Source organism: Streptomyces sp. NPDC046716 (genome assembly GCF_040645755.1).
Taxonomy (GTDB): domain Bacteria; phylum Actinomycetota; class Actinomycetes; order Streptomycetales; family Streptomycetaceae; genus Streptomyces.
Genome location: NZ_JBEYYU010000055.1, coordinates 24,808 through 38,234 on the forward strand (window position 1 = coordinate 24,808; position 13,427 = coordinate 38,234).

Genomic DNA, 13,427 nt, shown 5'->3' on the forward strand with positions numbered 1-13,427 from the left:
CGGCGGATCGGGCGAAAGACAGATCATGCGCGGCCGGCTCCGACTTTCGGCCGGTCGGCCGGAAGGACGGGTGCGAACGATGCCGCAGGCGGCGAACCGGGTGGACGGACGGCAGAAGCGGGGCGCGCGGCCGCTGTCCGTCGTGGTCCGGCTGCTGCCCGCCTGCGCCCTGGTGGGGCTCGTCGTACTGGACTGGATCGGCGGCTTCTACTGGGTCGAGGAGTGCGGCCCCGTCAAGCTGGCCGGCGCGCTGCTGGCCGTCGCCGTCGCCGTCGTCTCACCGCGGTTCGGCGACCGGACCCTGCCCCTGGCCGCCTGCGTGCTCGGCTGCGTGTCACTGGCGGTCTCCGTGCTGCTGAACCTGCGGATGACGGTGGGCTCGCAGGCGCTGGGATTCGCCGAAGCGGGCGCGCTGACCTGGCTGTTGCTGAACGTCGCCCGGCGCGGACGCCCGTCCTGGGCGGTGCCGGTCGTGCCCGTGCTGCTCGTGGCGGTCGTGGTGCGGCCGGTGTCCGTCCACGTACGGCAGTCCACCGTCATCATGGCGCTGCTCTTCGCCCTGGCGGCGGTCATCGCGCTGGGCATCGGGCTCGGCACCCGGCTGCTCCTGGCGGACCGGCGACGCCAGGCCGCGGCCCTGCGCCTGGAGCAGCGCACCGAGTTCGCCCGGGACCTGCACGACTTCGTCGCCCACCACGTGACCGGCATCGTCGTCCAGGCGCAGGGCGCCCAGGCGATCGCGGGACGGCGCCCCGAACTGGTGCCGCCCGCGCTGCGCCGGATCGAGGAGGCGGGCTCGGAGGCGCTGACCTCCATGCGGCACATGGTGGGGATGCTGCGCGACGCCGACGGCGAGGTGGCCCTCACCCCGCTGGCCGGGATCGCCGAAGTGCGCACGCTCGTCGAGGAGTTCTCGGCGGTCGGCGGTGCCCGCGCCCGGCTCGACCTCGACGGCACCTTCGAGGATCTGCCGGTGGAGGTGACGACGACCGCGCACCGGGTGGTGATGGAGGCCCTGACCAACGTCCGCAAGCACGCGCACGGCTGCGCCGAGGTGCGGGTGCGCGTGGCCCGGTCGGGCGAACTGCTCACCGTGCGGGTCGGCGACGACGGACGGACCCGCCCGGTCTCCGGCGGCGGCTTCGGGCTGAAGGGGCTCGCCGAGCGGGTCGGCCTGGTCGGCGGCCGGATCGAGGCGGGACCGGTGACGTCCGGCGGCTGGGCCGTCGAGGCGACGCTGCCGGTGACCGCCGTCCTGCCCGAGGGAGTCGCGGCATGACCATCCGGGTACTGATCGCCGACGACCAGGCCATGGTCCGGGCCGGGTTCGCCATGATCCTCGCGGCGGAGGACGACATCGAGGTGGTCGCGGAGGCCAAGGACGGGGTGCACGCGGTGGAGCTCGCCGAGCGGCACCGGCCCGACGTCGTCCTGATGGACATCCGGATGCCCCGCATGGACGGCCTGGAGGCGCTGCGCCGGCTGACCCGGCCGGGCACCGTGAACCCGCCGAAGGTCGTCGTGGTCACGACGTTCGACGACGACGAGTACGTGCAGCGCGCCCTCGGCGAGGGCGCCTCCGGCTTCCTGATCAAGGACTCGGGGCCCGCCCTGCTCGTCGAGGCGATCCGGGCCGCCGACTCCGGCGAGGCGCTGGTCAGCCCGGCCATCACGGTCCGGCTGCTGCGCCGCCTCAACAGCGCCGCGCCGCCCGCGAGACAGAAGCCGCACACCGCGCTGTCCGCCCGCGAGAACGACCTCGTCCGCCTGGTGGCCCGGGGCCTGACCAACGCGGAGATCGCCGCCGAACTCCACATCTCCGTAGGCACGGTGAAGACGCACCTCACCAACGTCCAGGGCAAGCTGTCCGCCCGCAACCGGGTGGAGATCGCGGCCTGGGCCTGGGAGTCCGGGCTGGTCGACGGGCGCGGCTGAGCGTCGGGCCGACGGCCGGGGTGATTAGGGTCGTCCGGTGACCTCTGAACCGAACCCGGCCGTCCCGACCGGCCCGCTGGACGGCCTCGACCGCAGGATCGTCGCCGCCCTCCAGATCGACGGCCGCGCCTCCTGGCGGCGGATCGCCACCGCGCTCGGGGAGCCCGAGCGCAAGGTCGCGCGGCGCGGGCTGCGGCTCCTGGAGAGCGGCGCCGTGGCGGTGCGCGGGCTCGTGGTGCGGGGCGAGACGGTGATCCTGCGGATGAACTGCCGGCCCGGCGCCGTCCGCGAGACGGCCGTCGCCACCGCCCGCCGGGACGACGCGATCTTCTCCTACGTGCTCGCGGGCGTCACCGACTGCGTGGCCGAACTCCAGTGCCCGCCGGGTGAGTTGGCGCGGCTGACGCTGGACGAGGTGCCCGCGCTGCCGGGGCTCGTCGCGCAGCAGGTCTCCCCGGTGCTGCGCTACTTCCGCACCGTGCACGAGTGGTCGCCGGGGATCCTCGGCGACGACGAGACCGCCGCGCTCACCGGGGCGGTGGCGCGGCCGGTGGACGGGATCGGGGTGCCGGACGTGCCGCTCGCGCCCGACGAGGAGGCCATCCTGCGCGCGCTCGCCGAGGACGGCCGCCGCACGCACGACGAACTCGCCGCCGTGGCCGGGGTGTCGGTGGCGACGGCGCGCCGCCGCGTGGAGGCGCTGACCCGGCAGGGAGTCGTCAGCATCAGGGCGGCGGTCGAGCCCGCGCTGCTCGGGCTGCCGGTCGAGGCGCTGCTGTGGATCAGGACCCGGCCCGACGAGGTCGAGGAGGTGGGGCGGCTGCTCGTCGAGTCGCCGCTCGTGCGGTACGCGGCCGTGGTGATGGGGGAGCACCAGATCCTGGTCGACGTGACCCAGCCGTCGAAGCAGGCCCTGCACGCGTTCCTCACCGAGGCGGCGTGGGTGCGGCGGGCCGAGGCCGTGCAGTCCCACCTGGTGGTGCAGGCGTGGAAGCGCAGCGGTGTTCCGGCTCCTGGAGTCTCCCTGCACCCCATTGCGGAGGCGTGACCAGAAGTGTCAAACAGATGAATTGAGCGTCTGAAAAGTTCATAGATACAGAACTGTTGACTGAAACGATCAGTTGACCGCAGTGTGGGGGCGCACACCGTCGCCTCCCGCACGAGGACCGCCATGCCCCTGAGCCCCGCCGAAGCCGACGCGCTCTGCGCGCTCGACGCCGTCGACCTCGCCGCCCGGATCCGCCGCCGCGAGCTGTCCGCACGCGAGGTCGTCGCCGCCCACCTCGACCGCGTCGAGCGGATCAACCCGGCGGTCAACGCCCTCGTCACCCTCGACGCCGAGGGCGCCATGGCGGCCGCCGGACGGGCGGACGAACAGACCGCTTCAGGGGCGGAGTTGGGGCCGCTGCACGGGCTGCCCATCGCCTTCAAGGACACCCACCTCACCCGCGGCATGCGCACCACGCACGGCTCGCCGATCTTCGCCGACCACATCCCCGACGAGGACGAACTCCTCGTCCAGCGCATCGAGTCGGCCGGCGCCCTCCGCATCGGCAAGACCAACGTGCCGGAGTTCGCGGCCGGTTCGCACACCTTCAACACCGTCTTCGGCGCGACCCGCAACCCGTACGACACCACGCGCTCGGCCGGCGGCAGCAGCGGCGGCGCCGCGGCCGCGCTCGCCGCCCGGCTCACCCCGATCGCCGACGGCAGCGACATGGGCGGCTCCCTGCGCAACCCCGCCTCCTTCTGCAACGTCGTCGGGCTGCGCCCCACCCCCGGCCGCGTGCCGGCGCTGCCCTCCGGCGACGTCTGGGAGACCCTGGCCGTCGCCGGGCCGATGGGCCGCACCGTCGCCGACACCGCGCTGCTGCTCTCCGTCATGGCCGGGCCCGACCCGCGCAGCCCGCTCTCCCTCGAGGTCCCGGACCCGGCCTCGTACCGCACCTCCCTGACCCGCGACCTGACGGGCCTGCGGGTCGCGTACGCGCCCGATCTCGGCGGCCGCGTCCCCGTCGACCCCGAGGTGCGCGCCGTCGTCGACCGGCAGGCCGCCGTCCTCGAGGAGCTGGGGTGCCGGGTGAGCGAGGACTGCCCGGACCTCGACGGCGCCGAGCACGCCTTCCGCACGCTGCGCGCGCACGCCTTCCACCAGGGGTTCGGCCCGCTCCTCGACGCCCACCCGGACGCCCTCAAACCCAGCCTCGTATGGAACATCGAGGAGGGGCTGAAGCTCACCGGCGCCGAACTCGCCCGCGCCCGCGGCGAACTCACCCGGCTCCATCTCGCCGCCGTCGCCTTCTTCGAGCGGTACGACGTGCTGATCGCGCCGGTCAGCCAAGTCGTCCCGTTCGCCGTCGAGTCGGAGTACCCGGACGTCGTCGACGGACAGCCGCAGCACACCTACCTCGACTGGATGCGCTCCGCGTACTTCCTCTCCACCCTGGGCGCACCCGCCCTCTCCGTCCCCGCCGGGTTCACCCCGTCCGGACTCCCCGTGGGCCTGCAGATCGTGGGCCCGCCGCGTGCCGAACGCCTGGTCCTCGAGGTCGGCGCCGCCCACGAGGCCGCCACCGGACACGGACGGCACGCCCCCACCCTCCCGTAGGTGCTCAACTCCCCCCGGCAGGAGCCCCGATGAGATCACCGCACGCGCTCTGGGCCGCCGTGCCCGTCCTGGCCTTCCTCAGTACGCCGTACCTGCCCTTCGTCAACGGGCCGCACCTGTGGCTCGGCATCCCCTCCGTCCTGTGCTGGTGCCTGATCTGGACGGCCGGCACGACGGCGACGCTCGCCCTCGTCGACCGGCTCGCCCCGGCCGCGGACGACGATGAGAGCGGGGAATCCGCATGAACGCCACCATGGTCATCACCGTCCTCGGCATCGTCGCCATCGCCCTGGTCGGCGTGAGCGGGCGCCGCGCCCCCAGCAGGGAACTGGGGGAGTGGACCGTCGGCAAGCGCCGCTTCTCCACCTTCACCACCTGGTTCCTGCAGGCCGGGGAGTCGTTCACGACGTTCAGCTTCCTCGGGCTCGCGGGGCTCGCGTTCGGCGCCGGCGTCGCCGCGTCGTACGCCCTGTGCTACCTCGCCATCAACTTCGTCCTCCAGTACTTCACGGCCCCGCGCATGCGTGAACTGGGCCTGCGGGGCGGCTATCTGACGCAGGCGGACTTCTTCGTCGACCGGTACCGCAGCCCGCTGCTCGGCAAGGTCGTCGCCGTCGTCGGCGCGGTGTTCCTGCTGCCGTACCTGCAACTGCAGATCACCGGCCTCGGCATGATCGTGCAGCTCGCCACCGGCAGCCGGACGGGCGGCAACTGGAGCATGGTCCTCGCCACCGTCCTGACCGTCGGATTCGTCCTGTGGTCCGGCATCCGCGGCATCGCCCGCGTCGCCTACCTCAAGGACGCGCTGATGATCGTCGGGCTCGTGGTGCTGGTGATCGGCGTCGCGGTGTCCGTGCACGGCGGCATCGGCGGCACCTTCGCCACCCTCCGCGACGCCCGGCCCGAACTCCTGACGCTCGATCAGCCCGGTTACGACGGAACGTTCTTCGTCACCGCCGTCATCATCTCCTCGATCGGCGGCGGGCTCGGCACCATGGCGCACCTGTGGCCGCCGGTGCTCGCCGCGGGCAGCGGACGCGCCCTGCGCTCGAACGCCGTCTGGCTGCCGCTCTACCAGATCGCCCTCGGCATCCCGGTGATCGTCGGCTTCGCCGGGGTCCTCCTCCTCTCCAAGGACGCGGCGCCCAACTCCGTCGCCCTCACCCTCGCCGGGCAGACGCTGCCCGGCTGGCTGGTCGGGATCGTCGCGGTCGCGGCCGCGTCGGCTGCGATGGTGCCGTCCGCCGCGATCGTCGTGGGCATCTCCAGCCTGCTGTCCCGCAACCTGTTCAGCGCCCGCAGCCCCCGCGCCCAACTCCGCACCAACCATGTGTGCGTGGTCGTCGCGGCGGCCCTGGCCCTCGTGCTCGGCCTGCTCCGCCCCGGCCTCCTCGCCGACATGCTCCTGCTCACCTACGGCGGCCTCACCCAGCTCGCCCCGGCGATCGTGATGGGCCTGGCGAAGCGGGTCCGCCTGGGCGCGCTGCCCGCGCTGCTCGGGATCGTGACCGGGGTGGCGGTGCTGGCCTGGCTGACGTTCGGCGGGAGCGGAGGCGGGGGCGTGGATGTCGGCACGGTGGACACGGGGCTGATCGCGCTCGGGGTGAATGTGGTGGTGACCGCGGTCGCGCAGGTTCTGGTGAGGGGCCGGGCGGTCGGCCGGGACCAGGCCGTCGAAGCGGTGGGCGCTCGACTGGGCTGAGGGCGGCGGGGCGTCAGGTGATGGTCAACTCGGCGACGGAAGAAGGGGTTTTGCCGGTCTGGGTGATGCGGGCGAAGCTGCCCCGCGCACCCGTCTCGAACGGCACCCAGCGCCGTCCGTCCGTCGACACCTCGGCCCGGTACGCACGGGTCCCGGTCACGGTGAGCTTGCGGAGTGTGCGGCGGGCGCCCAGGTCCACGGTGAGGGTTGCGCCCGGGCGGGTGGGCAGCCAGGTCGTCGCCGGGTTGCCGTCGACGGCGGCGGTCGCGTACTGGCCCGGGTCCTCGGACGTCGCCCGCGCCGGGCGGCAGCGGGCCAGGTCCGGGGTCGGGGTGAGGTCGGGGCGGCGGGTCGCGAGGGTAAGGCCGTCGGTCGTCACCGTCCGGCGGCCGCCCGGGGTGTCCACGGCGAAGGGGCTGCCGGAGGTGAGCCGCACGGTGGTGCGGCGGGCGCCGAGCGCGATGTCGTACGTCCGGCCCCGCCAGTGCAGGCCCCTGACCGTGACGCCCTTCGCCAGCTGCGGCGGCAGCATCGGGTCGAGCCGCACGGCCGCCCCGTCCTCCAGGCGCAGTCCGGTCAGACCGTGGGTGAAGATCTGGAGGAAGCCGCCCTTGCCGGTCAGGAAGTCCTGCGCGGGCGCGCCGGCGAGCGCGTCGTCCCCACCCGCCTTGTCGCCCCGCGCCTCCGAGAACGTGCCGAAGGGCTCCCGGAAGAACGGCCGCGAGGCCCGCTCCAGGAACGTGTACGTCGCACAGCCCGGCTCGCCGATCGCCGCCGCGGCGGCCGCGTGCACCGAGTCGGTCATCGCGGGGCCGCCCCGGTCGGTGTGCGCCGCGTAGTGGTCGAGCGTCGCGGCCGCCGCGCCCTTCGGCATCGGCCGCCAGTCCAGCGGATACAGCAGCAGCACGGCGTCGGCCTGCTTGATGTCGGCGGCGCGCGCGGGATCGTAACCGGCGTACTGGAGGAAGATCTTGCGGCGCGCGTCGTACGGGATCCGCAGCCGGTCGGCGATCCTCGTCCAGTCGGCGCCGGGCTTCTCGCCGACGAGCCGGGCGGCCTTGGCGGCGGCGCGCAGGGAGGTCGCGGCGACCGCGTTGGTGTAGACGCCGTCGTCGACGCCGTTGCTGTACTCGTCCGGCCCCGCCACGTTCTTGATGGAGTACGAGCCGTCCGCCTTGTTCGGCGTCACCCGCGAACTCCAGTACGTGGCCAGCCCTTCGAGCAGCGGCCAGCCCTCTCTGCGCAGCCAGTCGCGGTCGCCGGTGGCCTGGTAGTACTGCCAGGCGGCGATCGCGATGTCGCCCTGGAGATGGTTCTGGGTGACGCAGTGGGGCGGATACCAGCTCTGGCACTCCTTCCACAGCGAGCCCGAACTCGCGCTGGTCCACGGGTACATGAGCCCCTTGACGGACGTCTTGAGCGCGTTGTCGGCGGCGGCCGCGCGCGTGCGGTCGCGGTACGCGAGGACCGGCTCGGCCAGCTCCGGGCGGGTGGCGAGCAGCGAGGGGAACATCCAGGTCTCGGCGTCCCAGAACACCATGCCCGCGTAGTTGTCGCTGCTCAGACCGGCCGGCGGGATGCTGTCGCGGGCGCCCGCGCGGACCGAGGAGAGCAGCCCGTACTGGGCGGCGCGCACCTGCGCCTGGAGCTCCGGGCGGCCCGCCACCTCGATGTCGGACGACCACAACGCCCGCCAGACGCCGGTGTGTTCGTCCTTCAACGCCTCCCAGCCAGCGGCCGCCGCCCGCCGCGAGGCGCGCACCGCGGCGTCGTGCGGGGTGCGCGAGGTGAGCGAGGTGTCCACGCCGACGTACTTTACGACGTCGTAGCGGGTGCCCGAGTGGGCGTCGAAATCCGCCGACGTGCTGCCGCTCAGGCCGTCCGCGCGGCGCGGCTCGTGGGTGCGGCCGGGGGAGCGCAGGGTCGAGGCCACCGTGCCGGTCACCCCGGTCCCGTCGGTACGGAATCCGACCGCGACCGTGCGCTTGCCCGCCGGGCCCGTGCCGGTCGGCTTCAGGCGGCGGGCGCCGCGGCCGTCGATCCGGTCGGTCACGGTGACCCGGCCCGACCAGTGCGGGGTGACGCGGAGGCGGACGGCGCCCACGTGGGCGCGGGCACGGTCGGCCAGCACCTCGTACGACAGGTCGGTGCGGCGGCCGTCCTCGTGCACCCAGGTGAGCGAGGTGACGACCGTGCCGCAGCGCAGGTCGACGCGCTGCCGGTAGTCCGTCGTGCGGCTGCCCGGCCCGTACGTCTCGCCGCGCGCGGCCACCTCCAGGGCGGTCCAGTTCGGGAGCGCGGCGAGGGCCTCGCGGTGGGCGGTGTTCTTCGGGCCCCGCGCGTAGAGGCCGGAGACGAAGGCGCCGTCGTAGCGCGGGGTGTAGAGCGGCCAGCCGGTCTTCTCGGTGGCCGGGCCGTGGGCGTAGCCGGCGCCGGCGGAGGGGACGCGGACGCCGAGGTAGCCGTTGCCGGTGTACGCCGTGTAGGGGTTTCCGGGGTCGGCTGTACGGGTGCTCAGGTTCCAGCCGGGGGCGGCGCAGGTGGGGCTTTCGGGGGCGCGGGGCGGGAGGAAGGCGGCTGTCGTGAGGGCGAGGGTGAGGGGGAGGGCGGCGGCTAGGGCTCTGCGGGGGGCGGTGGTCACGGGTCGAGCGTGCGGGGTGGAGGGGGGCGGGTGGGGCATGCGCGCCGGGGTTTAGGCGATGTGGGTGCGTTGTCGGGTGCGGGTCGCGTCGTGGCGGGTCGCGCAGTTCCCCGCGCCCCTTGGCCGTCGGTCGGGTGCGGCCCGGTGACCGCTTCTCGCGCAGTTCCCCGCGCCCCTGGGGGGCTTGCTGTGCGTTGTCGGGTGCGGGTCTCGTCGTGGCCGGTCGCGCAGTTCCTCGCGCCCCTGGCGGGGCTTCACTGTGCAGCCCCCAGCTTCGGCCCGGCCCAACCCGGCCCCGCCCTCAGCCGGCCAAGCCTGTTTTCAGGCCCGCGCCGCAGAGGGGGATCACCGCTGTGCGGGAGTTCAGGGTGGCGCCCAGGGGACCGTCGTCGCGGGTTGCCGCCCAGCAGGCCACGCCGGTCGACTCGACGTACAGGCCCCGCGAGGCCAGGTCCAGCTGGGCGTGCCGGAGCTGATCCTCCGTCACCGTGTGGAAGGCGCCGCCAGACGCGCGTACGGCCCGGAGGATCTGCCGCGCGCGCGGCGGCCGCGTGATCGCGATCCCCTCGGCGAACGTGGGCGCCATCGGAGTGACCCCCACCAGATCCTCGGCCCCGGCCAGCCACGCCTCGGCCAGCGGAGCCACCGCGGCGGCCTGCACCGCGTGCAGCGCGGGCCGCCGGTCGATGAGCCCGGCGGTGTGCAGCTCGGCCACGGCGAGCGCGGCGCCCAGCAGCAGCGTGCCGTTGCCGACGGGCACCACGAGGACCTCGGGCAGCCGCCCGCCCAGGTCCTCCCAGAGCTCATGGACGTACGTCTTCGTGCCGTGCAGGAAGTACGGGTTGTGGACGTGACTGGCGTAGAACACCCCGTCCTCGTCGGCGGCGGCCCGCGCCGCCCGCGCCGTCGCCTCCCGGTCCCCGTCGACCACGAGCAGCCGGGCCCCGTGCGCGCCGATCTGCTCCAGCTTCTTCGGCGACGTCCCCCCGGGGACGTAGATCGTGCAGGGCAGCCGCGCGCGGGCGCAGTACGCGGCGATCGCCGTCCCCGCGTTGCCACTGCTGTCGGCGATCACCCGCTCGGGCCGCAGCCGCGCGGCCAGGGCGGCCAGCATGACGGCGCCGCGGTCCTTGAATGACAGCGTCGGCATCAGGAAGTCCAGCTTCGCCGAGACCCCGTCGGTGAGCGGCACGAGCGGTGTGCGCCCCTCCCCGAGGGTGCAGTCCGGCGCCGGCAGCGGCAGGCACTCCGCGTAGCGCCACAGGGAGTTGGCGCGCCCGCTGAGGGAGGTGAGGGAGGCCGGCGTCGGTGAGTAGTCGAGGTCGAGCGGTCCGCCGCAGGCGGGGCAGCACCAGGTGAGGGACCCGGACGGGACGCGGGTGCCGTCCAGCGGGCAGTAACAGTCGGGCAGCGCGGTCATGAGAAGAGCGTAGGCAGTCTGCCGCGTCCTGAACCGTACGCACGGCCGACTCGGGCGCCGATGTGTGAATGGCTCACTACCTGGAGAAAGTCCCTGCGTAAAGCCCTCGACAGCCGTAAGTCATCACATCGAGTGATTCTCTGGCCTTTGCTTGCACGCCTCAACCGACGGTTGCCAGGCTGTTGCTGTCTGTCAATGTGATGGGGGTTCCGCGGTCGGCGGTCGGGGGAGACCGCCCGGGGGACCCGCGGGGAACGAGGGGAACAATCAGTGTCATTCGGTGAGCAGCCGGCGTACCTGCGCGTCGCGGGTGATCTCCGCGAGAAGATCGTCAATGGCTCACTGCCGCCGCACACCCGTCTCCCTTCCCAGGCCAAGATCCGCGAGGAGTACGGGGTTTCGGACACGGTCGCTCTGGAGGCCCGCAAGGTGCTGATGGCGGAGGGGCTGGTCGAGGGCCGCTCGGGTTCGGGGACGTATGTGCGCGAGCGGCCGGTGCCGCGCCGCGTCGCCCGGTCCGGATACCGCACGGGCAGCGGCTCCACGCCCTTCCGCCAGGAGCAGTCCGACCCCTCGGCGCGCGGCACCTGGGAGTCGCGCAGCGAGCAGGCGGAGGTGGACGCCTCCCTCGCCGAGCGGCTCGCGATCCGCCCAGGCGACCGGGTGATGCGCACGGCGTACGTGTACCGGGACGCGGGCGAGACGATGATGCTCGCCACCTCCTGGGAGCCCCTCGCCGTCACCGGCCGCACCCCGGTGATGCTCCCCGAGGAGGGCCCGCTCGGCGGCTGCGGCGTGGTCGAGCGCATGGCGGCGATCGACGTGATCGTGGACAACGTGACGGAGGAAGTGGCCGCCCGCCCCGGCCTGGCCGAGGAGCTGGCCGCGCTCGGCGGTGTGCCCGGACACGTCGTCATCGTCATCCACCGCACCTTCTTCGCCTCGGGCCGGCCGGTCGAGACGGCCGACATCGTGGTCCCCGCCGACCGCTACCGGATCGCCTACCACCTGCCGGTCAAATGACCCCGCCCCGCACAGGCTCCCGCACCGGTATCCGCCCCGGTTCCCGAGCCCGTGCGGGCGCCCCTCGACGCCGTCCGCTGGCCGGACGCGCCGTCGCGGGCCGCGATATCCGGAGTTAACCGGGCCCCGACTCCCGTAACCGGCAGGCAATCCGGCGCTGCCCAGACTTGTCATGCACGGCTCCTACCGTCCTTCTGCGTACCCGCCGTACCGGTATACCGCTACCGCCGCTACGGCCAGGCCCCGCTGACTGACGGACGAACGGGAAGCCGACCATGACCGAGACCGCACTGCCCACCGCCGACCCGGCACCGCCCCAGCCGCCGAACCGGCAGGCACCCCAGCGCAGTTACGCCAAGCTGGCGGCCGACGAGTCCCGCGAGGACTTCTCGCTGCGCTATGCCCCGCACTCCTACCGGCGCTGGTCGCCGACCATGGTCGCCTCCACCGCGCTCGGCGGCATCGCCTACCTCGCCGACTTCGCGATCGGCGCGTCCATCGTCTTCACCTACGGATTCACCAGCGGTCTCGCCTCGATCCTGTGCGCGGCGACGATCATCTTCCTGACCGGCATCCCGATCGCCCGAGCCTGCGCCAAGTACGGCCTGGACATGGACCTGATCACGCGCGGCGCCGGGTTCGGCTACTTCGGCTCGACGCTCACGTCCCTGATCTACGCCTCGTTCACCTTCATCTTCTTCGCGCTCGAAGGCTCGATCATGGCGCAGGCGATGCACGAGGTGGTCGGACTGCCGCTGCCGGTCGGCTACTTGCTGACCACGCTCATCGTCATCCCGATCGTGTTCCGCGGCATGGGCGCGCTCGCCAAGGTGCAGGCGTGGACGCAGCCGGTCTGGCTGATCGGTCTCGTCCTGCCGTTCGTGATCCTGGCCTTCCACTCCCCGGGCTCGTTCGGCGACTTCACCCACTTCGGCGGCACCGAGGGCGCGGGCAGCGGCTTCTCCTGGCTCGGCTTCGGGCTCGGCACCGGCGTCGCGCTCTCGCTCATCGCCCAGATCGGCGAACAGGCCGACTACCTGCGCTTCATGCCGGCCAAGACCGAACAGAACCGCACGCGCTGGAATCTGGCCGTTCTCGCCGCGGGTCCCGGCTGGGTGATCATCGGCGCCGCCAAGCAGATCGGTGGCGCGCTGCTCGCCTTCGTGGCCCTCGAAGCCGTCGGCAAGACCCACGCGCTCGAACCGATCGCCCCGCAGATCGAGGCGCTGAAGCCGTGGCTCGGCTCGGTCGCGCTGCCCGCCGCCGCGCTCTTCGTGATCGTCTCCCAGATCAAGATCAACGTCACGAACGCCTACAGCGGCTCCCTGTCCTGGTCGAACTTCTTCTCCCGCGTCACCCACCGGCACCCCGGCCGCGTCTGGTACATCTTCCTCAACCTCGCCATCGCGCTGACGCTGATGGAGATGAACATGTTCGCCGCGCTGAACAAGCTGCTCGGCTTCTACTCGAACGTGGGCATCGCCTGGATCGCGGCCGTCGCCGCCGACCTCGTCATCAACAAGCGGGTGGGCTGGAGCCCCAAGTACATCGAGTTCAAGCGCGCTTACCTCTACGCGGTGAACCCGGCGGGCTTCGGCTCGATGGTGATCGCCTCGACCGTCTCCATCCTGGCCTTCTTCGGCCTCTTCGGGGAGTACGCGGAGGCCTTCTCCACCTTCATCGCCGCCGGCCTCGCGCTGATCCTGTGCCCGCTGATCGCCTGGGCCACGAAGGGCAAGTACTACCTGGCCCGCCCGAACCCGGTGAACGGTCCGGGCGTCGAGTTCGCCGAGGGCACCGACATCACCGCCACCCACACGTGCGGCGTCTGCGAAACGGCGTACGAACTCCCCGACATCGCCGACTGCCCGGTGCAGTCCGGGCCGATCTGCTCGCTGTGCTGCTCGCTGGACGCGGAGTGCGGTGACGTGTGCACGAAGAAGCCGACGGGGGAGCCCGTTCTGATGCCGATGCCCACGGTGCGCAGGGGCTGAACGGTACTGCTGGGACGCCGGGGGCGCATTTATGCAAATGCGCCCCCTTGGCGCCAGTCAGGGATGGCTTGTTGCGTATCTCTTTGTGCCAACACGTATCCGCT

General features: G+C 72.9%; 10 protein-coding genes. 8 read left to right on the forward strand and 2 right to left on the reverse strand.

Going from position 1 to position 13,427, the window contains the following annotated elements:
• Window positions 1–79 precede the first annotated feature (79 nt).
• The 6 genes from ABZ930_RS31905 (at window position 80) to ABZ930_RS31930 (ending at window position 6,245) form a co-directional block, all read left to right on the forward strand.
• Window positions 80–1,279, forward strand: coding sequence for a histidine kinase (locus ABZ930_RS31905; RefSeq protein WP_361555544.1), 1,200 nt, complete (start codon window positions 80–82; stop codon window positions 1,277–1,279).
• On the forward strand, window positions 1,276–1,935 hold the full coding sequence (locus ABZ930_RS31910) for a response regulator transcription factor (protein WP_361555547.1): 660 nt from the start codon (window positions 1,276–1,278) through the stop codon (window positions 1,933–1,935). The genes ABZ930_RS31905 and ABZ930_RS31910 overlap by 4 nt, the downstream gene beginning before the upstream one ends.
• A gap of 37 nt (window positions 1,936–1,972) precedes the next feature.
• Window positions 1,973–2,983, forward strand: a complete 1,011-nt coding sequence (locus tag ABZ930_RS31915) for an Lrp/AsnC family transcriptional regulator (protein WP_361555550.1) — start codon at window positions 1,973–1,975, stop codon at window positions 2,981–2,983.
• Between the two features lie 123 nt (window positions 2,984–3,106).
• Window positions 3,107–4,543, forward strand: a complete 1,437-nt coding sequence (locus ABZ930_RS31920; RefSeq protein WP_361555553.1) for an amidase — start codon at window positions 3,107–3,109, stop codon at window positions 4,541–4,543.
• A 29-nt stretch (window positions 4,544–4,572) separates the two neighbouring features.
• Window positions 4,573–4,788, forward strand: a complete 216-nt coding sequence (locus tag ABZ930_RS31925) for a hypothetical protein (RefSeq protein ID WP_361555556.1) — start codon at window positions 4,573–4,575, stop codon at window positions 4,786–4,788.
• Window positions 4,785–6,245, forward strand: coding sequence for a sodium:solute symporter family protein (locus tag ABZ930_RS31930; RefSeq protein WP_361555559.1), 1,461 nt, complete (start codon window positions 4,785–4,787; stop codon window positions 6,243–6,245). Before ABZ930_RS31925 ends, ABZ930_RS31930 begins: the two co-directional genes overlap by 4 nt.
• Window positions 6,246–6,258: 13 nt before the next feature.
• On the opposite strand, the gene ABZ930_RS31935 is transcribed toward ABZ930_RS31930, so the two are convergent.
• Entirely contained in the window at window positions 6,259–8,763 is a 2,505-nt protein-coding gene (locus tag ABZ930_RS31935; RefSeq protein WP_361555625.1) for a discoidin domain-containing protein, read from the reverse strand.
• Window positions 8,764–9,187: 424 nt separating this feature from the next.
• Window positions 9,188–10,306, reverse strand: a complete 1,119-nt coding sequence (locus ABZ930_RS31940; protein ID WP_361555562.1) for a pyridoxal-phosphate dependent enzyme — start codon at window positions 10,304–10,306, stop codon at window positions 9,188–9,190.
• Between the two features lie 270 nt (window positions 10,307–10,576).
• Between ABZ930_RS31940 and ABZ930_RS31945 the strand changes: the two genes are divergently transcribed.
• Window positions 10,577–11,329 (forward strand): GntR family transcriptional regulator, encoded by a 753-nt coding sequence (locus ABZ930_RS31945; RefSeq protein ID WP_361555565.1) that lies wholly within the window; start codon window positions 10,577–10,579, stop codon window positions 11,327–11,329.
• 275 nt (window positions 11,330–11,604) lie between these two features.
• On the forward strand, window positions 11,605–13,323 hold the full coding sequence (locus ABZ930_RS31950; RefSeq protein WP_361555568.1) for a hypothetical protein: 1,719 nt from the start codon (window positions 11,605–11,607) through the stop codon (window positions 13,321–13,323).
• Window positions 13,324–13,427: the final 104 nt, after the last annotated feature.

Bases quoted from the DNA above. Each gene is read 5' to 3' on its own strand.
- ABZ930_RS31905 (WP_361555544.1), top strand. From the start codon at position 80: ATGCCGCAGGCGGCGAACCGGGTGGACGGACGGCAGAAGCGGGGCGCG.
- ABZ930_RS31910 (WP_361555547.1), top strand. From the start codon at position 1,276: ATGACCATCCGGGTACTGATCGCCGACGACCAGGCCATGGTCCGGGCC.
- ABZ930_RS31920 (WP_361555553.1), top strand. From the start codon at position 3,107: ATGCCCCTGAGCCCCGCCGAAGCCGACGCGCTCTGCGCGCTCGACGCC.
- ABZ930_RS31925 (WP_361555556.1), top strand. From the start codon at position 4,573: ATGAGATCACCGCACGCGCTCTGGGCCGCCGTGCCCGTCCTGGCCTTC.
- ABZ930_RS31930 (WP_361555559.1), top strand. From the start codon at position 4,785: ATGAACGCCACCATGGTCATCACCGTCCTCGGCATCGTCGCCATCGCC.
- ABZ930_RS31940 (WP_361555562.1), bottom strand. From the start codon at position 10,306: ATGACCGCGCTGCCCGACTGTTACTGCCCGCTGGACGGCACCCGCGTC.
- ABZ930_RS31950 (WP_361555568.1), top strand. From the start codon at position 11,605: ATGACCGAGACCGCACTGCCCACCGCCGACCCGGCACCGCCCCAGCCG.